General features: G+C 32.8%; 15 protein-coding genes. 1 reads left to right on the forward strand and 14 read right to left on the reverse strand.

Features of this window, described 5'->3' with window-relative positions:
• Positions 1-4: 4 nt before the first annotated feature.
• The 14 genes from HYG84_RS04115 to HYG84_RS04180 all read right to left on the reverse strand — a co-directional run bounded on the left by HYG84_RS04115 (position 5) and on the right by HYG84_RS04180 (position 21,685).
• Positions 5-3,118 carry an efflux RND transporter permease subunit gene (locus HYG84_RS04115; RefSeq protein ID WP_212380865.1) on the reverse strand — a complete coding sequence of 1,038 codons (3,114 nt, stop codon included), beginning with the start codon at positions 3,116-3,118 and terminating at the stop codon, positions 5-7.
• A gap of 2 nt (positions 3,119-3,120) precedes the next feature.
• Positions 3,121-4,341 carry an efflux RND transporter periplasmic adaptor subunit gene (locus HYG84_RS04120; protein WP_212380866.1) on the reverse strand — a complete coding sequence of 407 codons (1,221 nt, stop codon included), beginning with the start codon at positions 4,339-4,341 and terminating at the stop codon, positions 3,121-3,123.
• A 348-nt stretch (positions 4,342-4,689) separates the two neighbouring features.
• Entirely contained in the window at positions 4,690-6,039 is a 1,350-nt protein-coding gene (locus tag HYG84_RS04125) for an ABC transporter permease (RefSeq protein WP_212380867.1), read from the reverse strand.
• A 10-nt stretch (positions 6,040-6,049) separates the two neighbouring features.
• On the reverse strand, positions 6,050-7,711 hold the full coding sequence (locus tag HYG84_RS04130; RefSeq protein ID WP_212380868.1) for an efflux RND transporter periplasmic adaptor subunit: 1,662 nt from the start codon (positions 7,709-7,711) through the stop codon (positions 6,050-6,052).
• A 32-nt stretch (positions 7,712-7,743) separates the two neighbouring features.
• Positions 7,744-8,454 (reverse strand): ABC transporter ATP-binding protein, encoded by a 711-nt coding sequence (locus tag HYG84_RS04135; protein WP_249168707.1) that lies wholly within the window; start codon positions 8,452-8,454, stop codon positions 7,744-7,746.
• Positions 8,455-8,732: 278 nt separating this feature from the next.
• Positions 8,733-9,773: a copper amine oxidase N-terminal domain-containing protein gene (locus HYG84_RS04140; RefSeq protein WP_212380870.1), complete on the reverse strand. Its 1,041-nt coding sequence runs from the start codon at positions 9,771-9,773 to the stop codon at positions 8,733-8,735.
• A 116-nt stretch (positions 9,774-9,889) separates the two neighbouring features.
• A complete protein-coding gene (locus HYG84_RS04145) occupies positions 9,890-11,128 on the reverse strand; it encodes an efflux RND transporter periplasmic adaptor subunit (protein WP_212380871.1) in 1,239 nt (412 codons plus the stop codon).
• A gap of 97 nt (positions 11,129-11,225) precedes the next feature.
• On the reverse strand, positions 11,226-13,583 hold the full coding sequence (locus HYG84_RS04150; RefSeq protein WP_212380872.1) for an ABC transporter permease: 2,358 nt from the start codon (positions 13,581-13,583) through the stop codon (positions 11,226-11,228).
• Positions 13,583-14,293, reverse strand: coding sequence for an ABC transporter ATP-binding protein (locus HYG84_RS04155; RefSeq protein WP_212380873.1), 711 nt, complete (start codon positions 14,291-14,293; stop codon positions 13,583-13,585). Before HYG84_RS04155 ends, HYG84_RS04150 begins: the two co-directional genes overlap by 1 nt.
• A gap of 1 nt (position 14,294) precedes the next feature.
• On the reverse strand, positions 14,295-14,885 hold the full coding sequence (locus HYG84_RS04160; RefSeq protein WP_249168708.1) for a TetR/AcrR family transcriptional regulator: 591 nt from the start codon (positions 14,883-14,885) through the stop codon (positions 14,295-14,297).
• A gap of 207 nt (positions 14,886-15,092) precedes the next feature.
• Positions 15,093-16,307 carry a TolC family protein gene (locus HYG84_RS04165; RefSeq protein ID WP_212380874.1) on the reverse strand — a complete coding sequence of 405 codons (1,215 nt, stop codon included), beginning with the start codon at positions 16,305-16,307 and terminating at the stop codon, positions 15,093-15,095.
• Positions 16,308-16,600: 293 nt separating this feature from the next.
• The gene (locus HYG84_RS04170; RefSeq protein WP_212380875.1) at positions 16,601-17,686 is read right to left on the reverse strand and encodes an acyltransferase; all 1,086 of its coding nucleotides are present in this window, start codon (positions 17,684-17,686) and stop codon (positions 16,601-16,603) included.
• A complete protein-coding gene (locus HYG84_RS04175) occupies positions 17,667-18,080 on the reverse strand; it encodes a hypothetical protein (protein WP_212380876.1) in 414 nt (137 codons plus the stop codon). Before HYG84_RS04175 ends, HYG84_RS04170 begins: the two co-directional genes overlap by 20 nt.
• 272 nt (positions 18,081-18,352) lie before the next feature.
• Complete coding sequence (locus tag HYG84_RS04180; protein ID WP_212380877.1) at positions 18,353-21,685, reverse strand: S-layer homology domain-containing protein; 3,333 nt, start codon at positions 21,683-21,685, stop codon at positions 18,353-18,355.
• A gap of 549 nt (positions 21,686-22,234) precedes the next feature.
• On the opposite strand from HYG84_RS04180, the gene HYG84_RS04185 reads away from it, so the two are divergent.
• On the forward strand, positions 22,235-22,795 hold the full coding sequence (locus tag HYG84_RS04185; protein ID WP_212380878.1) for an S-layer homology domain-containing protein: 561 nt from the start codon (positions 22,235-22,237) through the stop codon (positions 22,793-22,795).
• Positions 22,796-22,886: the final 91 nt, after the last annotated feature.

Here is a 22,886-nt window from a genome sequence, read left to right on the forward strand (position 1 = left end):
TTTCTTATGATTCTGAAGGACTCTTCTTTAGTTTCTTCACTTTAGATTTAAAAGAGTTGGACATATCATCAAATATTGTATATAGTACTGGCACAAATACTAGAGTTAGAACTGTAGATAAAACTAGTCCTCCTATAACTACAGTAGCCATTGGAGCCTGTAGTTCTGCTCCTTCACCTATTCCAAGAGCTAGTGGAATAAGTCCTAGAATAGTGGTCAATGTAGTCATTAAAATTGGTCTTAATCTAACTGGTCCAGCAATAGTAATTGCTTCAGTTCTTTCTTTACCTTCACTACGTAATATATTAATATAGTCTATTAATACAATACCATTGTTAACTACAATACCTGCCAGCATAATTACTCCTATAAAGGCAGTTACACCAAATGCTCTGCCTGTTAAGAAAAGAGCTAAAGCTCCTCCAGAGAAAGCCAAAGGTATAGTAAACATAATTACAAATGGATGAATTAAGGATTCGAATTGAGCTGCCATTACCATATATATTAATATTACAGCAAGGGCAAGTGCTAATAAAAGCTGGCTGAAGGCTTCCATCATCTCTTTATTCTCTCCACCCATACTATAATAGTATCCTTCAGGTAATTGGTATTCCTGAAGTTCTGCATTTATATCTGTAACTATACTTCGTAAGTCTCTTCCTACAATTTGACTGTTAACAGTTACTACCTTTTCTTGATTTTCTCTACTGATGCTAACAGGACTTTTAATTACAGATATGTCAGCTACCTGACTTAACGGTATGTTTATCCCAGTAGGGGTAGTTATATCTATCTGCTCAAAATTAGACAAGCTTTCTGTAACATCCCCTACAGATCTTAATACTACATCTATCTCATCACCATTATCTTTATATCTGGTAGCCGTAGTTCCTGTTGCAGCCCCCCTAACAGCAGAAGCGACTTGTGCAGTGGTTAGACCATAGGCTGCAGCTCTTTCTTTATTTATTAAAACTTCTACTTCTGGTACTCCTTCACTAAAACTAGTTTTAGTTTCTCTAGTTCCTTCTACAGATTCAATAATATTTTTAAAGTCATTAGATATTTCTTCAAGTACTTTTAGCTCACTTCCTTTAATACTTATACTGATAGGACTCCCTGCCATCATCATAGCAGTACTTGATGTTCCTTGTACGGAAATTTCAGCACCTGGAATATCCTTCACAATATTTCTAATTTCTTCTGCAACTTCATCCGTACTTCTATTTCTTTCATTTAGTTTAACTAGACCTACTGAAATCGAGCCACTATTGCTACCAGCTTGACCTCCCATTAAAACATTTCCAGCACTTATATTGGTAAATACTTTATTTACCTCTTTAACTGTTGTTAGTTTTTCTTCAATAATATGTGCTATACCGTCTATTTTATCAGTTTGAGTACCTAATGGCATACTTATGTTAATTGATATTGTACCTTCATCTGTAGTTGGGAAAAACTCCATTCCTACACCGACCAAACTAGCTATACTTACAACAAATATAACTATTGAGATAAATATAGTAGTTTTTCTACGTTTAAGACTCTTAATTAATAGCCCTTTATAGATATTTTCCATTTTATTAGATATCTTATCAAAGATTTTGTATATAAACTCCAACTTTCTTTTTTTTCCATCTGTCTTTTCAGATTCAACCTTTAAAATCTTTGAAGATAACATTGGTATAAAAGTTAAAGACACTACTAACGATGCTCCAAGGGATAAGGTAACGGTTAGAGCAAAATCTTTAAATATTGTTCCAACCATTCCATCTATAAATACTATAGGTAAAAATACGGCTATGGTAGTTAATGTAGATGCTGTAATAGCCATTCCTACCTCCGATGCTCCTTTTATAGCAGCTTCTTTTCTAGAGTATCCTTCAGACCTAAATCGATAAATATTTTCAAGCACTACAATAGCACTATCTACCAACATTCCTACAGCTAAGGCCAACCCACCTAATGTCATCATATTTAATGTAATGCCATTAAAATATAATAGTATAAAGGAAGCGATTAAAGATATAGGGATTGAGGTTCCTATAATAAGTGTTGTTCTTATATTTTTCAAGAAAATATATAGAATAACAATAGCAAGCACGGAGCCAATAAGAACATTGTTTACTACAGTATTTATAGAGTCCTTAATCATTGTAGAGCTATCTAACACGACATCGATTTCAACATTAGGATAATCATTCCTAAGATCTTCGATTTCTTTATTAATCAAGTCTGCTACCTGTACTGTATTTTTACCAGATTGCTTTTGTACCGAAATATTAATACTATCTTTTCCATTAGTTCTTGAAATAGCACTAATATCTTTTTGGTTAAGCTTTACTGTAGCTACATCTTGTAGCCTAATGACATCTCCAGTAGCTAGAGTAATAGGCATATTCTTTATTTCATCAAGGCTATTAAATTCCCCTACAACTCTTACGGCTAGTTTCTGTTCTCCCTTGTTTACACTTCCACCAGGAAGATTTATATTGGATGCACTCAATAATTGAGAAAGCTGATTTATACTTAATCCATAAGTAGCTAAACTATTTTGATTAACCGCTACCTCTATTTCATTTACAAATCCACCACCAACACTAACAGAGGCAACTCCATCTAACCTTTCAAGTCTTTGACTAAATGTATCTTCTGCTAAAGATTGTAGCCCGGCTAAATCGCCCTTAGTAGATATGGCAATCTGTATAATAGGCGTAGAGTTTGGATCTATCTTTAAAACCATAGGCTGAGTTGCGCCATCTGGTAAGACGCCCTTTATTAAATCTACTTTCTCTCGAATTTCTAATGCTGCAAAATCCATATCTGTTCCATTGTTAAACTGTGCAATCACAATAGAACTGCCTTCCGATGATATAGAACTTACAGTATCTATATTCCCTACAGTGGCAATAGCCCCTTCAATTTGTTTGGTAATTAGGTTTTCTATTTCCTGTGGTCCTGCCCCTGTATAAGAGGTAGATACTACAGCTACAGGTATTTCTATTTTGGGAAATAAATCTATAGGTAGCCTAGTTAGTGAAATTACTCCCAAAAGTACAACAATCAAAACTACCATAGTTATTGTAACGGGTTTTTTTACAGCTAAACTTGATAAATTCAATGCTACTCACCCCTTACTACTTTCACTTTTGTACCATCCTCTACATAATGTTGTCCTTCTACAATAACTTGTTCTCCTTCTTTAATACCTTCTTTTATTTCCACATAATCTCCTGTATCAAGCCCTATAGTTACTACTCTTTCAACAGCTTTATCACCTTCTACTACATAAACTAAATTTTTACCATCCCTATCTAAAACAGCATTTCTTTTTATAACAGTAGCAGATTCTACTTGGTCTAAATCTAATTTGACTTCTCCATTCATTCCAGGTCTAATATTATTATCTTGGTTATGTATATATACCTTTACAGGGTAGAGCTGACTTCTAGGGTCCGCAGTTGGACTAATATAGCTAATGGTACTTGTAGCTTCTTCACTTAATGCTGCTGGAACATTCACTACAACTTCCTGTCCAAGCTTTAGCTTATTAACCATATTTTCAACCACATTCATTTGTATGTAGACTTTATCCATTTGAGCTATTGTAGCTGCTGGTTGCGCATTAGATGCCATTTGTCCTTCTTTAACAGTTAAATCAGATACTACCCCTCCAATAGGAGCTGTTACCACTGTGTTTGATAAATTACTTTGAACCTGCTCGTAGGATATTTCTGCTTGCCTTAACTGGTTTAAAGCTTGCTCATAGCCTATTTTCGCTTGATCAACTTGACCTTTTATTGCCTCTAGACTTTTATCACTTGCTGCTAACTCGGCCTGCTCCAACTGACTTTTAGATATAGCTCCTTCTTCATAAAGCTTTTTAGTTCTTTCTAGGTTTAGTTGGGCATTTTCTATTTTTTCCTTATTTAATTCATAGTTAACATTTGCGGTTTTAAGACCGTTTTCAGCTTGAGCTACTCCTTTATTAGCAAGTTCTACACCATTTGCCGCCTGCTCAACACTCTTTGAAATATCTTCTTGCTCTATAGTAAACAAAACTGTACCTTTTTCTACTATATCACCCAACTTAACATTAATATTTGTAACTATTCCTGGCACCTTTGGTATAACTGCTATCTCTTCATTTGCAAAGGTCTTACCATTAATCTTTATTTCATTTCCAATATTATTAACAGTAGCTTTCTCTATAGCTACTGGTATGTAGTTTTCTTCTTCCTGAGCCTGACTAGCTTCAGTAGAGCTACCGCAACCCGATATTAACCCTACTACTCCTAATAACATTATAACTAGCAATATACTAGACTTTAATTTTCTACTCACTTTTTTTCCTCCTTTTTCTTATATTACCATATTCTTTCACCATTATATAATAAGATACAATTTACAAGACAGCATAAAGAAAACCTTAAGAAAGTCTTAAGTTTCTTCACCCATCTTAAATCCACCACCTCTACCTCCTGTTGGTATTATTAGTCTTTATTTATGTAAATATACAGAACCGAATAGTCGGTCAATACATTTTATTATAGTATATTCCTTCCATAACATCAATAATATTAATAAATTTAAAAATTTAAAAGAAAATATGACCCATTAGTAGATTTCTACTAATGGGTCATATTTATTCCTTAGTTTATCTCCATATGCCTTAAATACTTAACTTGAGGTTTATCTTCTTCTTAATGCCTCTACAGGTGGTAATGCTGATGCAGAAATAGCCGGATATACACCAAAGAGTAATCCTGCACCTAGTGCAACCGCCGCTGCAATACGAATAGCCTCAAAGCTAATTGCTGTTTGAAAACCGTAGCTAGCAAATATGCCCATGCCCCATATACCTACAGCAATACCAGCAATAACGCCAATAATACTAACGTATAATGCTTCTAATAAAAATTGAGCCAACAGGTCTATTTGCTTAGCCCCTAACGCCCTACGAACGCCAATTTCAGATGTTCTTTCAGTTACCGCCACTAGCATGATGTTCATGATTCCTAATCCACCTACTAATAGAGATACAGCAGCAATTCCTCCTAAAAGTAGTGTCATAATACGATTAGCCTCATCTAGCTCATCTACCAACTGATTTAGGTTTGTAATAGTCATACCCTTTTCTTTTCTAGAAGGCGCCTTATCTTTATCTTTATTTTTATCTGTATCTTCTCCCCCTTGACCATGTGAAACATTCCCCATTGTTGTTACCATAGTTTCCTGGGTGCTAGATCCTTCTGGTGTTGGTGTCGGTGAAGCAGTAGCACGACCTCCACTTAGTTCTTTTTTAAAAATGCGACCTAATTGAATAGTTGCAAGTTCGGCATCTTCAACTGAGTTGGCCTTTCCCCATATTTCTTCTACGGTTCGCTTTTTAGCAATACGTTGAGCCGTTGTATAGGGTATTACTACTTTATCGTCTATATCTTCAGCCTTTCCTTTTCCTTTAGGTTCTAATACACCTAAAATACGATAACTCTGTCCATCTAATGTAATTGTCTGCCCTACAGGACTTCTACCTCCATTAAGTCCCGCTGCTACATTATATCCTAAAACTGCCACATAAGATCTTTGTTCTACATGGAGCGGGCTAAAAAACTCTCCTGCAGCTTGACTATGGTCTCTAATCTTAGGAAAGTCTTGATTAACACCGATAATGTCAACCTCTTTTCTATCTCTCCGCCATCTCATTACAGTATAGGTCTGTACTACTGGTGTAGCTATTTCTAGCCCATTTACTCTTTCTACTAACTCTTGCGCCATTTCAGGTTGAAATTCTAACCCCGCTTCGTGGGCCTTAATAGAGATTACATTGGTTCCTAGACTTTCAAATTGTTCGATAACATTTTGCCTTGCCCCTTCTCCAATCCCCATTAAACTGACAACTGAAGCAACACCAATAGCAACACCTAAAATTGTTAATGCAGATCGGAATGTGTTAGAAAATACGCCATTTAATGCCATTTTAGCTGTAAACCAACACCGAACAAAAAAAGCGTAAATCCAATTTCGTTTTGGTTTCGACATAATTTCACCCCTAATCTTCTGCCGTTTCTTCCTCAGTTGGCTTGTCTGGTATTAAATTATTATTATTTGTTTTATTTTCTTGGCTCGGTAATAAATCTCTGCTACTTCCAGTAATAACAAGATCTCCTTCTTCTAATCCACTTATTACCTCAGCATGTCTGTCATTCATCAGCCCAAGCTCCACATTAACTACTTGTGCTTCACCATTTGCGCCTAATATCTCTACTTTATGTCTATTTTCTTCTTGGAAAATAGCCTCTATTGGAATAATTAATACATCTTCTGCAGTTCCTGCATCGATATAGCCCTTTGCCTGCATTCCGGGTCGTAGCTGTGGTCCACCTTTTACATCAATATAAACGGAGAATTTTGAAAGTCCATCTTGACCTGTACCCCGAGTAGATACTTCCTGAACCTCTCCTTCGTAGGTTTCTCCTGGTATAGCATCTACAGTAACCTTAACTTGTGATCCTTGTGTAACATATAAGACGTCTATATCGTCTATTTCTGTAAACATACTCATAGATGAAGTTGTATATACATGACCTAACCAATCTCCAGGTGTAGTACTCTCTCCTTCTTGTCGATACATAGATGCTACTACACCATCCATTGTCGAAGTAATCTCTAACATAGGAAAAATAGCATTTAGCTCTCTAATTTTTGATTCTAATTCTCGTATTTTATCTAATCTCGTTTGAATAGTTTCTTGTACATCGGCACCAGCTAAGCTAATGATTGGATCTCCTTCTTCTACTTCATCCATCTCCTGTACATGAACCTCCGTTACAATTCCTTCAGTACTACTAGCTACTCTTTCCTGATTTACATATTTTTCTACTATAGAGTCATTCATAAAGAAGATTGTCTGTCCTTGTGGAGTTGGGAGACCCACACGTACAGACATATTTGGTTGTACTAACCCTATATTTTTCCCTTCTACAGTGGCACGATATATATACCCTTGCTGCTTATCTTCACTTGTTCCAGAAGGAGCAGCATTAGGATTAATCCTTGTAATTGCACCTTCATATGTACCCTCAAAATTAGCAAAATGTATATTTACCTTATCTCCTTTTTTAACACGACTATACTCTCCTGGTGTTAATCTTAGAGGAATACTATATGTTGATATATCTACAATTCTATTTATTGTTTGTCCTTGCAAAATTTTATCGCCTTCAACAATATCTAAGTCTTGAATTCTACCTGCAATAGGCGCTCGTACTGTAACACCTTGGGATGGATCAATATCTCTAATTTTTTCCCTTGGTAAATCTGTTAATCTCATTAATGCCTGCTCTTCTCGCTTAACTTCGTCTTCTAACTCGGAAATTTTGTCATTTAGGCCAGTAGCAGCTAATCTAACCAAAGTTTGCCCTTTACTAACACTATCTCCTTCTTTTACTAAGATCTGGTCAATAATAAATTCTCCAGAATAACCAGACATACGGAGGGCATCGCTTACACGAATACCTCCACCATCTGACGGATTAAGTTGTCCTATTGTATTTACTCCTACAGATATATCTCCACGTATTACTTCTTGGGTTGCATATACAGGTCCCGCATCTACATCTTGTACCTCAGGAACAAGCTGCTGATAAGCATAAAATCCTCCACCTAATATAATTACAACAACTAATATTATCATAATTGTCCGTTGAAACATTGTTTTTCCCCCTTTACCAATTCCTTATGTTATTATTGATTGTTTTCTACTTCTGTATGTTTTATTTCTTCTATGTAATCTATCTCTCCATCCTTTATATTGTAAATATGATTTCCATACTCGCCTATATCCCTTTCATGGGTTACTTGAACAATAGTTATTTTTCTTTCTCGGTTAAGTTTTTGAAATATAGACATAATATTTTTGCTAGATTTTGAATCTAATGCTCCAGTAGGCTCATCGGCTAAAATCAATCTAGGGTTACTAACAATAGCTCTAGCTATAGCTACCCTTTGTTGCTCCCCTCCCGAAAGTTGAGATGGCATATGCTTAGCTCTTTTCCCTAGTCCTACAGATTCCAGTGCTTCTAAAGCTCTCTTTTTTCTTTCTTTACCTATAACCCCTTGGTAAATTAATGGCAATTCTACGTTTTCTAAAGCATTGAGCTTTGATATCAAGTGAAACTGTTGAAAAACAAAACCCATAAATTCATTTCGTATAGTTGCCAACTGAGAATCATTTAGTTTATGTACCTGTTTCCCTGCAAGCTTATAGCTTCCAGAGGATGGCTTATCTAAACAACCGATAATATTCATTAATGTAGATTTACCAGACCCAGATGGCCCCATAATAGATACAAAATCTCCATCTGCTATTTCAATACTTATTTGTTTTATAGCTTTAACACTAACTTGTCCATCTTTATAGGTTCTTGATATATCTTCTATTTCTATTAATCCCACGGTATCCCTCCTTTTGTGCATAATCTACCTACTAATATAGATGACTTGGCTTAGAAAATATTCTATACCCTGATATATCTTACCAATATTTTCCCATTTAGTCTACAGTTCTACATATTTTTTAAATTTCCTTTAATAAAAATAAAAAACCAAGAATTTAGGATTGTATTCCTAATATCTGGTTTTATATTAATTATGCTCTAACATATTTATTTTAATGAATTTGCATCAGAAAAGATAACCCATTGGTATTTTCTACTAATGGGTTATTTTAAAATTTAATATCTACTAAAACGATCAGTTCCTGATGATGTTCTGCTGTAAGTAGCTAAATCTTCCTTATAGTAAGTATCATACACATAACCATCAATGTTTACATCCCCTAGCTCATATTCAATATCGTTATAAATACGTGACATAAGCTTTTTAACTTCGGAGTCTGAAAGCTTATCCCAAGCACTACCATCTTGCTTAGAATCAAACTCAATAGAAAAAGTAACATCATTTTTACTACCTTTTAGCTTTATACGCAGATCAATATTTTTAAAATAATCATAGTACTCATCATCTAATTCCGTTTCTAATTTACTAATAGTCTTAGTGCTTGTACTAGATTCTTTTTCTATCTTTACTACTCCTTTACTGGTAGTAGTAAATTCTAATACAGTCTTTTTAACATCAATATCTTTAATGCTGCCATATACATCAGCTTTTTCATAAGCTTCTAGTACATCGTCTACAATGTCTTGTAAATAGCTTTCTCTCTTGCTGCTAGAAAGAGCCTTCCACTCCTTGTCGTAATCATATAAATCCACATCAATTTTTACATTTACTTTGCTAGCGCTGCCACTTAAGGAAATATCAAATTTTATATCCTTATATTTACCATAATTTTTATTTAACTGCTTTTCTAAATCACTTAAGCTAATGTCCTTTTTACTTTCCACTTCTTTTTCTAATTGCTTCAATTTACTTTGTAAATTCATTATTTCAACATCTCGTTTTAGTATTTCAGCTTGAAAATGTTCATTAACTTGTGTAAGGTCATCTGTAATATAAGCAGTAGAAGTTAGTGGGTTCCAGTCTACATTTTTATTAAAAGTATTTGCAACTACACGAAGAGGTATATATGTAGTACCATCTACTATAAAAGGCTCTATAGTTTGAGTAACATCTTTTCCATTTATTATTATTTTACTACTTCCATACAAAGCTTGTAAGGTCTTTGTAGCTGATGCTCCATATGAAGAAAATCCAAATGCAGTTACTAAAGTCATTGTCGTAACTAATAAACCAATCATCTTCTTTTTCTTTAACATTTAATCATCCTCCTATAAAATATATTCTATTTCCAGTATAATATACCAGCCGTACTTAAACAAGGCTTAAAAGCTAAAATTAACCTAGTCTTTTAATACTAAATATAATTAAATATCTATTCTACCTTTATACTAATACCTTCTTCTATGTTTTCATTAGGAGATAGAAGAACCACTTCTCCCTCTTTCAAGCCCTTAATAACTTCAACTTGTCTTTGACTTTCTATCCCCTTTTCAACTTCTCTTAGTCTAGCCTTATTATTTTCATTCACAAAAATAAAGTCCTTTCCATCTATATTAAATAGAGAATTCTCAGGTACTAGTAGGACATTTTCTTTGCTCTCAGTAATAATCTTAATATCTAAATCATAACCAGGTCTAAGGTTTTTTACAGTATCTTTTATTTCAATATCTACTTTAATTCTCTTTTGCTCGATACCTAAATCCGATACTTTACTGAATGCATTAGGGTGTATTTTTTTTACCACACCTTCTAGATCCAATATGCCTAAGTTTTTATTAGACATCTTAACTACTGAACCTTCGTAAACATTAGCTATATCTCCTACCAATACATCACTTTCTACATATAGCTCCTCTACATTACCAATCCGCATAATATGCATTCCTGGTTGAAGATAACTCCCTTTCTCTACTTCCTTCTGTAATATTGTTCCATCCATACTAGCAGTTATAGTAAAATTCTTGCCCGATTTCTCTAACTCGGCCTTCTGTATATCTAGTTGCTTTAGTTGAGCTTTATATTGAACATCAATATTTTCTGATACAGGTTTTCTCATAAGCTCCAAATCTAACTTAGCCTTTTCCAAGTTGCTTTTTTCTCCTTCAAGATTTCTTAAGGCACTCTGGTATTCCTCCTGACTTACTGCCCCTGCATCGTATAGTACCTTTTTATTATTAGCTGTTTCTTCTGCTGTTTTAATCCTTTTCTCTATATCTACAATTTCTAATTCTAACTTTTCTATCGTTTTATTATCTATAGGTTGTTTAGCCTCATTATATTGGGCTAATATAGCCGATCTCTGGCTCTCCAGTTCTGCAATTTGCATTGAGAGCTGTTCTCCATCTAGCTTAACCAATATATCTCCTTTTTTTACTTGATCGCCTATATCTACCAGTACCTCTGTCACCATACCCGCTGTAGGAGCATAAATATTCACCTGATCTTTTACCTTTACTACTCCTAACTCCTCTACATACTTTGCTATATCTCCTTCTATTACAGCTGCTGTACTTACATCTACAGCTCTGCTTCTAGTACTTATATAAAATCCTGATACACCTATTATAGTTACAATAATAGCTATGCTAATAATTTTCTTTTTCTTTGTCATTTTATCCACACCCCCAAAATATATTAATTTTTTAATATGAGCCACTTAATCCTATTTGTATTTTTAAGACATATATCCCATCTTAAAGCCTTACAATTTAAGATACTCTACTTTTAAGTGCATCTATAAAATTTAAATTATGAATCTTTCTAATGGTTGCAAGCTGTGCTATAGTAACAAAAATTATTGTAGCAACGGCTGTTATAATGTAGCTGCTAGGTTTTATTATTACTGGAATACTAAATAAATCTGTAGAAACTGCTGATACAATACCAACACACATTCCGTAGCCTATAGGCACTCCTAAAACTATTCCAAATAACGTCATTAACCCATTTTCTCTGCTAACTAATTTATAAATCTCCTTTTTATCAAATCCCATAACCCGTAGTGATGAAAACTCCATTGTTCTTTCACTAATACTAATAATAGTTATGTTGTATACAATAGCAAATCCTAAAATCCCACCAAACAACATCATTACACCCATAGAGTATATAATCATATCCATAAACTCTAAAATGCTATTTTTCATATCTTCAACAGATTGTATTTGTCTTATATTCTTTACATCCTGAAGTCTCGTTATTACCTCATCCTCAGAGTTTATTAGTGCCCCAGTAATCATGCCCTTTTCTCCTAATATATCATTCATCATCTCTATATCCATATATGCATTACTTCCAAAGTATTGCTCAATAATGCCTTTTACTTCAACAGATGTGTCTTCCCTATCTGACATAAAATTTTTTAGTAATATTTTGTCTCCTATTTTAACTTCAAGGGACTCTGCTAATATTTCTGAAAGTATAATTCCATTCCCTGGTAACTTAATTTCTACTCCAGATGGACTTTTAAAATTATATAGCTTTGTATCCCTTGATAGTCCAATAACACTGGCTGTTTTTTTCCTCCAACCCCTTTTCAATTCGAAAGGAATCTCTGACTTTGGTTCTATATAGCTTACATCAATAATATGAGATAGTTCTCTTATAGCATTATCATTCATAGGGCTGGCAAAATCTATACTATAATCCATTGTTTGAAACTCCCCATATTGTAGTGTAAACAAACTGTCCCATATAGATGTCATAAATACTGGTACCATGGTTATACCATAGGTTAAAGCAATCCCTAAAACTAAAAATACAGATCGCCTTTTAGTTCTTAATATATTTCTAATTACCATTTTCCAGCTAAACGAAATTTTATTCCAAATGAATTTAACTTTTTCTAACCAAATTCTTTTTCCGACCTTAGGTGCCTCTGGCTTCATGGAATCGGCAGGCAAAATTTTCAAAACGCTTCGTGCTCCTATTAGTCCAGATAGTATACAAAATATGCTAGTTAATAATATTCCATAAATAAAGTAGATATAATAGATCTCCATTTTAAGCATTGGAATATTCATATATATAATATATAAGCTAGTAAGCACACTTGAAAGAGGTATGCTTAAAATAATACCAATAATAGAACCTACTAGCCCAATCAGTATAGAATATTTAGTGTAATGACCTAATATACTAAAATTGCTATATCCTAATGCTTTCATTACCCCTATATACATTCTATCGTTTCTAACAATCCTAGATAACATAATATTTATAATTACCGCTGCGACTATTAAAAATAATAACGTAATCGAAGTAGACATTGTGTCTAAGGATTCTACTTCCTGCATCATCATACTATGACTTAGCTGATCTTCTCTTCTAACAGTTCGTCTAACTCCATATCTATCTAATTCATCCTCTATTTCATCTACTATACTATCTATTTTATTTATATACCTATCCTCAATCTTAATCAGTACTTCGTTATAACTACCTTGATACCCTAGGGCAGACTGTGCAAATTCTTCCGTAACGTATATAACTCCAAATTTTTCTGGTGCAGGTAATAAAGTCTGTTCATTTTCCATTAAATAAATATATTCTGGACTACCTACTACCCCTATTACGCTTAATGGATATTCCGTTCCTCCAATATAGGGCGTAATTGTATCTTCCAACTGCATTCCTCTAGCATCAAAAAACTGTTGTAGTACTAGGGTGGATCTTAATCCATCTTTTAGATCATCTCCTTCTATTACATATAAGTCATTAATTAGGTTCTCTTCCTTTGGTAAGGACACTACCCTAACCATAACCTTTTCCTTAGGATCTTCTACTCTTAAAGGTACATCTGCACTTATTCTGCCCTGGGCCATTTCAACTCCTTCTATAGTATGGAGCCTTTCTATAGCTGCTTTAGGAATTTTAGAAACTTCTACAAAAATATGTCCAAAATTTGTAGTATCATAATAATAAAGTATTGAATTATTAAGATTATCAGCCACCATATTAAAAGAGACATAGATAGTTAGTGCTAAAACAATAATTACAGATATAGAAATAAATTGTCCCTTAGAATTTTTTATTGATCTTAATAGTCTTACATCTAACTTCTTCATCACCATTCAATCCTTTCAGGGCTGATTGGACTATCATTTATTTTATCTTCAATAATTTCTCCACTTCGCATTTTAATTACTCTGTCTGCCATCTCTCCTATAGGTACATTATGAGTAATAATTACAACAGTTTTGTTATATTTTTTGTTAATCTCTTTTAACAGAGTTAAAATCTTTATTCCTGTCTCAAAATCAAGAGCTCCTGTAGGCTCATCACAAAGTAACAAAGCAGGATTCTTAGCCACTGCCCTAGCAATAGCCACCCTCTGTTGCTCTCCTCCACTCATTTGTGCGGGAAAATGATCTTTTCTGTCTTCTAACCCTACAGCTTCTAATACCTCATCGATATTTAGAGCATCTTTACAAATTTCAGTAGCTAGCTCTACATTTTCCCTTGCAGTTAAGCTTGCCATTAGATTATAAAACTGAAATACAAAACCAATTTTTTCTCTCCGATAAGCTGTCAACTTCTTGTCGTTATAGCTGGTAATATCCTCACCTTCCATAAAGACCTGTCCGTCTGTAGGTAAGTCCATCCCTCCTAAAATATTCAAAAGTGTACTTTTACCAGAACCACTGGGTCCTAATATTACTACAAACTCTCCTTTATATATGTTCAGATCTACATTTTTTGCAGCCGCTACTGTTACTTCTCCCATCTGATAAAGTTTGCTAACATTCTCTGCCTTCATCAAAATATTACTATCCATACTATTTCGCCCCTTTTCCCCCTAGAAGGCCATATTTTAGAAAATCATAAAATTTTTCTGTAAAGTCCTCTAATTCCTTTCTGCATGTTATTTTCTCAAAAAAATTCTTACTAATACTATCAATTAATGTAATTAGCATATTGGCCATAAAAGCCTCATCTACCTCCCTAATCTCTCCTCTCTCAACACCATTTCTTATAATATCTTCAAATATGATTTTGCTCATTCTCTTTTTTTCTTTCATTAGCCTATCTATAATGTATGGATTATCCATAATGTCCTTATAAAAAGTGAGTGAAAATTGCTTTGAATATTCTATATTAAAATGTAATAAAAAATCTATTTTTTCTATAGTTCCATCTATTTTTTTCATTTGATCTTCTATATATATAAATGATCTATCTCCAATTGATTGTAAAATATTTAAAAAAAGCTCCTCCTTAGAAGAAAAATATTTATATATTGTCATCTTACTTATTCCAGCAGCTTCTGCAATTTGATCCATAGAAACTGATTTATATCCTAGCTCAATAAATAGCTCCTCTGCTTTCTCCATCAATCTATTATATTTTGTTTCACTTTGGGTAATCATAATTTTCCTCCTTAATAAACGTAAAAACAAATAATAATTGTACTATTGTACTTTATTAGTATAATAGTATTGTATGTTTAAAAAAATATTCTGTCAATATTTTATTATTTATATATAAATTTTATAATTAGCTCAAAAATAAATAATATCAACAAAAAACACATAGCATACTCAGTTTATATGCTATGTGTTTTCTTAAGTTTATTATTAATTTTTTCTACCTAATCCCATACTATCTTGAAAATCAATTAACGCTGTATTATACATATGTAAATGATTCATATAGCTCTTTTTAGCATTCATTAAAGCAATTCTAGCTTCTGATACTTCTTTTATTGTACTCATGCCTAGTTCGTAATTTAATTCAGCTAATTTTAATGATCTCTCAGCCAATTCTATTGACTCTTCATATATACCTATATTATCTCTTACACTAGTTAAATTAAAGTAAGCTGCTCTTAAACCCATTTCAATCAAGCTTTCAACTGATTGCACATTTTTTTCTGCCTCTTCAATTGCTATCTGTTGTTCTTTATAACGATAAGTCATACTAGGATACTTAATGCTTAATGCTTCTGCAACTAATTTTTGTATTTCATAATTTTCCTTTACCGCTTTTAAAGACACATTGTTTTTAAAAGCTTGCTCTATTGCCTTTTCTATATTGATAGTTTCTTGCTCAGAATATGTAATATTATCAAGTAGTATAACCTTTGTATCTAGATTAGCACCTAATACATTATTAAAGCTTAGTAGCTGTACTTCGTACATTGTTTTAGCTGCTTCATATGCTGACTGAGCCTGTGTAACAGACATCTTTGTCATTAAAAGTTGATGCTCTGAAATTTGACCATTATCAAGCAACAATTTATTGTCATTGTATTGCTTTTGAGCTAGTTTTAAGTTCTCTTCAGCTATTTTTTTCTCTTCTTGCTTTAAAAGCAAATCATAATATGCCTTGCTTACTTTATTTGTAATATCATTGATTAGCATATCTTTATCCCATTTTGATTGTTGAAGTGTAAAATTTACATATCTTTCAACAGCACCTAACTCATATAACTCTTTATTGATTGATACTTCCGGTGTAACAGCAGGATAAATTGCTGGCGGTATATCCATCATGCCTTGCTCTGACCTATTGTAGCTTTTTATGTCTCTTATATTTTGATCATATTCAAATTGTTGTTTTTCTATTTTGATATCTTGTATTGTAATATCCTTATTATGCTCTAATGCATACTTAATAGCATCTTCTAATGTCAGCTTTAATACTTCCTCTTTGTCCTTTGCGGCTTCTATCTTAGTATTTTCCTTATGTTCTATTGCTGTAGTTTGTCCTGTAGCAAATGTAGGTACACCGTTACTTACTACGGTTAAAGTAATTAATGTACTCATTGCAATAAATTTTTTGAAATTCATTTTCGGCCTCCTCTTTTTCTTTATTTATTATGTATTAAACTTTCCTATTATTATATACCTTTAGCTATTCTTTTTCCAGTAACAAGTTATTAGAAAAAGAATACTATTGTACTTTATTGATATAATAGTATCATATATTTTTAAAAATTTTCTGTCAACAATTCATTTTTTACAAAAATTATATAATTAATTTACTAAATCAAAAAAGACAGTAGGCTTTTCTTTCTACTATCTTCTTAATAAGTCGATACTTATCACTTGAAGTTATTTATTTCTATCTATTTTGTATAATACTATTCAGGAACAGTCCTATTTAGTAATGGTATCTTTTGAAAAATAATCACTACAAAATAAGATAGTAAAAATGTGATAACACTTACTAGAGGTATTCCTATTATAGGATTAAATAAAAATGGATCTATGTTTATTCCTATAACTCCTGATGATATAATATCTAGTACAAGTAAATGCACTAAGTATATCCCAAAGCTTGTATTACTAAAAGTTGAGATAATCCTATGTAAATATAATTTTTTATTAATGAATTTTTCCCAATCAATATTTTTAAATAACAAAAATATACTTATACTCATAAATATAACGTTAGGTGCAAAGTATGAATAAAAGTGAGGTACATAGTTTCCATCATTATTTTTAGTGGTTATGTATGTACCAACTATAGTTGTTATTAATCCAACAAAACTAAGGATATGTATTATATTTACTAGCTCTTTACTAAGATTTTTCTTATCTAAAAAGAAACCTAAAATATAGTATCCAATGCTCCAATGAAAAAAACTTAAGTTAAAACCTATTTCTATGTTAGTAAACTTTTCTAAGAATCCTATTATGCCATTAGCCATAAACCAAATACTTAAAAAGTACTTTACACTGCAATTCTTATCGTTATTTATATAGATTCTAATAATAGGTGTAATTAAATAAAGACCTACTATAGTGTAAAGATACCACAGATGTATATATATATTATCTTCATAAAGATTTCTTATAAAGATTTTAAGTAGGGATAAATGCCATTCCAAGAACAAGTTATTAAACCAAATCATATATATAAAGCTCCAAAAAATAAGAGGAATAAATATTTTTTTAAGTCTTTTATTTAGAAACGGAAATATTTTTATTTCTTTACGATCGTCCAACATTAGCTTTCCGCTAATCATTATTAGGACAGGTACACACCATCTAGTAGCAGAATCTACTATGTTTCCTGTCCACCAACTTTTAACTCCATTAATATATAGATTTTCTACAAATGGTGCAGATACATGTAGTATTACTACTGTAAAAACTGATATTATCCGCAATATATCTATATATATAACCCTAGAAGTATTTCGACTACTGCCATTTAACTTCATTTTTCCCTTTGCTCTTAGTACCTTTATCTATTATAGTTCCATTCTCACCCTCTACTAATATTTCTGTATTATAGTAATCATATATTTCTCCGTAGGATTCATCAGTAGGGCCTTTTAAGCCTTCATTTACTGTATATCCAGATAAAGCTTTTAGGAAAAGAACTCCTATTTCCCTTACCCTTTCTTTTGGCACTTCTTCATTTACAGGTATTAGGTATAAAATTAACTTGTTTTTTTCTATAAATGCTTCTGCATAGTCTATTTCTCCGTAATTTTCAATTAACTGTGCACTCCCAGTAAGTGTTTCTTCAGATATTTCTGGTCTCTTAGGACTACACCTAACACTTGAAATTATAAGCATAACAACACAAAGTGTAAGTAATAATTTTTTCATTGTTTCTACCTCCTTTCTATTATTATGTCCATAAAAAAACTAGTCTAGTCCTTAGAATAGTAAAATACTCGTATACGCACTATAAAGTTGAGATAAGATTTCCCACCTGCTGTTATATACGGCTCTTCAAAAACAAAAATAAACAGCAGGGTTTTTCCCCTTCTGTTTATTTGACAAAGAGCCCATTATTACTACATAAGTAAAGGGAAGGCATTCTTTAGAATACCTTCCCTAACTACTAATATAAGAATCTCTACTTAATCTTAATTAGATTAAATTCTCTCTCTTACTGCAGCTCTGAAAGCACTTACAATTGCTGATGCATTTTCATATTCAGTACCAATCATAGCGTCTGCAACGATATCTTTATTAAGATCATCTAATGTGTTGTAAAGAGTCATGTCTAATCCTAAAGTTTTAGCATTTTCTTCTAAAGCTTTTCTCATAGTAGCAATAGATGTTGCATTGTTTACTGCTTCTACTGCTGCTTCTACTTTAGCCGCTTCTTCTAAAGCTTTTGTTGCTTTTTCTAAAGCTTCTGTTGCTTTTTTAATTTCAGCTACATCTTCAGCTGCTATTGCATCTGTTACATCAGTGTATACTTCTGCTGTTTTGTCTCCGTCAGCTTTTTCATAAGCTGCTTGTGCTGCTTCTGCTGCTTTTACTGCTGCTTCTAAAGCTTTTGTTGCTTCTTCTAAAGCTTTTGTTGCTTTTTCTAAAGCTTCTGTTGCTTTTTTAATTTCAGCTACATCTTCAGCTGCTATTGCGTCTGTTACATCAGTGTATACTTTTAATGCTTTGTCTCCGTCAGCTTTTTCATAAGCTGCTTGTGCTGCTTCTGCTGCTTCTATTGCTGCTGCTAGATCTTTAGCTCCTGTTGCTTCGTTTGTTGCTTTTACTAAAGCTGCTGTTGCTTCTTTAATAGCAGTTACATTTTTATCTGCTATTGCAGCTGTTACATCTGTGTATACTTTTGCTGTTTTGTCTAATTCAGCTTTTTCATAAGCTTTTTGTGCTTCTTTTGCTGCTTCTATTGCTACTTCTAACTCTCTTGCTCCTGTATCAATATCATTATGTTTTTCAGTTACTACTACAAGTACTTTTATTTCATTAGAATTATCTATATCTGTGATCATAAGAACTATGTCACCTTTTTTAATTCTAGATAGTTTAACAGTATTTTTTTCTAAAGCACCGTCTTTATCTACTTTGTAGATTGGAGTTTCTTTTTCATCAACTAAGTATGTTTTTCCATCTATTTCTAGATATTCGTCATCTACTTCAGCTGTCACTTTAGAAAGTTTTGAAGCAATATTGCCATCTTTAGCATTTAGTGTATTACCTTCTACTACTAATTCACCTTTGTTGTTTAGTGTAAATCTAACTAAGTCACCTTTTCTAACATCTTTTCTGTTAGATAATACATAAGTTACTTTTCCTTCACCAGCTACATCAACTTCAACTTTATAGTCTCCACCTTTTTGTACTTCTGGCTCTCCTGTTACTACTCCATACTTACTATCGTCTTTAGCTTGGAATTTAGAATTTGTAAATACAATTAATTTTGCATCTTTACCTGCATCACCAATCACAAAAGCTTCTTCCTTATCAAATGTCTTTCCGATAATATCATCGTATTTAATTACAGAAGGCTTAAGTTTGTCACTGTTATTAAGAGCCTTAATAACTATTGTGTTTTGTCTAATGTTATATTTCTCAGAACCTACTACTGATGTTATAAATCTATCTTTTGTTTCTAACTTTTTAAAGTCTTTTGCATCTGTTTCAACTTTTAATGTGTTTTTAACAATTTCTCCATCTTTGTTTACTCTGAATTTTACAGCTGCAAATTTTGTATTGTCGAAAGTAGATCCAGATAAGTTAACATGACCTCTTACATCATTAGCATCTGTATTCTCTTCAAATTTGTATTCTACCTCTTTACCTTCGTTAGTGAATACTGATAATACAGGATTTCTACCTTCTGTTAGATAAGTAGCAACTCCGTATATATCACTACTTGTAACCTTTGCATCTGTTGTTAACACCATAGCTTTTCCAGCTAGGTCAAGTACTACCATTACTTCTTCATCAATGAAATCTTCAACAGTTTCATAGTTTGTATCTTTCCAGAAATCGTATTTATCTCCTTGATCTCCAGAGAAAATTGCATTAGCTGCTTTTGAAATGTTTTTTCCACCAACTGTTACTCTGTTGTTGCTTACTCTTACTGCTTCAAGTGTTCCTTCTACTACTTCGTTTTTGATTACGATAAAGAAGTTATCATCTTCATCTTCCCAACCAAATACTGCTGTTCCTTTTTCAATGTCTTTTAAGTCAGCTTTAGTAAGGTCTGGGTTTAATACAAATACTTCTTCTGCGTCATCAAGTCCGATTACATCTTTTTTAGCAGTTTCAAGATTAACGAATTCGATTTCATCATCGTTTAATTCTAAAGCCATACCAACCATATCTGCATCAAAGTCATATAAGTATGCAAATGCTACTTCTTTGTAATCATTTAATACAAATCTACCGTAAGCATTTAAAGGTACATCTTCTACGTCTACTTTTTCATTGTTTACGTATACTACAGCATCTTCTGTTTCGTTAGTCTTAGAGAACTCAGACCATGCGAACTTATCGTCTTTAACTGTAAGTTCTACTTTTAATGCTTTTTTGTCTTCTTTATTTGATTTAACTGTATCATAAAGAATATCATCTTCATCTGTTTCTACTTCGTATCTAAATAATACGTCGTCTTTATCTTGCCAAGCAGATACTTCTAAACCTAGTATAGCATCTACATCGAATTCTTCAGTTACTTCATATTTGTCTTTACCAATCTTAATTTGGTTAGCTTTTAATTTAGAATCTACTCTATAGTTAGCTGTTACTATACCTTCTACTACTTCAATTCCTAATTTATCTGTTAAGATTGTTTGTTTTTCTGTACCAGTACCTTTTTGTCCAGAAACTACATATTTCTTTTCATCACCGTATCCAGTTTGAATCATAAGTGGCTTTGTTAAAGCGTTATCTAATAATTGGAATACGGCTCCTCTTGTAGCTGCTTCTCCTGTAGATCCTTTAACGTGATCTGTCATATCAATATCTTGCTCTGCAACTACTAAGTAACCTACTGGGTATCCACCTTTTTCTTGTGCAGCAGGCTCATATCCTAAAATTCTAACAAGTAATGTAATTGCATCTTCGTATTTGATGTTGTCTCCAGGTCCAAATTTACCATTTCCGTAACCTTGGATATATCCTAATCTAGTAGCTACGTTGATTGCTCCTGTAGCCCAGTCATATCCGTTTGTCATTGTTACGTCTGTAAATTGAGTTTCCCCTTTTGATACATTAGCAGAACCTTCTAATCCTAGGGCTCTTACTACTAATACTGCAAATTCCGCTCTTGTGATGCTAGCATCTGGAGCGAATCCTCTGTCGTCACCTTGAACGATACCTAGTTTGTTTAGTCTTAGGATAGCTTTTTCGTTTAAGTGTCCAGCGATATCACTTGTTGCTGGAGCTGCGAAAGCCATACCGAAGCTTCCAAGTACCATTGAAAGTACAAGTATAAATGATAATACTTTCTTCATTATGTGTTCCTCCTTCTTGATATTGGTTTCTTTTTTTAGAGTGGGTTAAATTTTAAGCTTGGTCGTAACCCCTCTCATACAAACCGACCAGCTTTAAAATTATATAGATGCGAATGCAATCCTTTTATGTAATGTCATCGCACACTATATCAAGAATTATACCATCGACCTATTACTTGGTCAATGTAAAGATGAAGATTGTAATATAACTGTAATATTCTCTTTAGATAGTTAGTTATTCAAGCATTGGCTCTCTAAGCAACCTTCACACTAACAATTATACACCTAAAGCGGTAAAAATACCATTACAGTATCATTACAATTTACTTTCATCTTTGTTACTACCATTATAAATTGACGGTATAATCCGTAATACTTAATATATATTCTTTACTTTTATAAAAAGTCCTGCTTGTACATAAAATTTTTTTATTTTTAATTTTTATTCTAATTTTTTTGTAATATAACCTTAATATAACACTGTCTATACATCTGTTATAATACTTATAAGATCTTTAGTTGTTATGTAATACGAAAGAGGTGAGCACTATGAGAAAGATCTTATCTGTTTTTTTATGTTTTTTATTGTTGTTTAGTTTTTCTCTAAATGTTACTCATGCTTTGTCTGTAGAGGAGCAGGCAGGAGAATATTTAAGAAAACTTGGCCTTTATACTGGCTACGAAGACAACACCCTAAGGCTTGATAAAAACATTACAAGGGCTGAGTTTGCTGCATTAGCAGTTAGAATAGAGGGCCTAGAGAATTTACAAGAGAGCCGTAAGGGAAATACAGCCTTTAAAGATGTGACAGCAAATCATTGGGCTTCTGGCTATGTTAATATTGCTACTTCACAAAATTTAATTAAAGGGTTTGAGGACAAAACCTTTAGACCTGAAGAACAAATCACATATGTTCAGGCTCTGGCTGTTATTATTCGTATATTAGGTTATGAAAAGCATGTTCAAGGCGAGTGGCCTAATAACTACATTAATAAGGCTAAGGATTTAGGACTTGATAAAAACATTAAATTATCTCCTAATACTCCTATTAACCGTGGACAAATTGCTGTTATAGTTACTAATGCTCTAACGGTTCCTGTCGCTAAATAATAGTTATTAATTCTCCCTTAAATAAAATAAACAAAAGTAACCCCTTCTTCGATAATGTTTCGTAAGAAGGGGTTCTTTTTAGTCTATATAT

Origin of the sequence: Alkaliphilus sp. B6464, assembly GCF_018141165.1 — a bacterium.
Lineage (GTDB): Bacteria > Bacillota > Clostridia > Peptostreptococcales > Natronincolaceae > Alkaliphilus_B.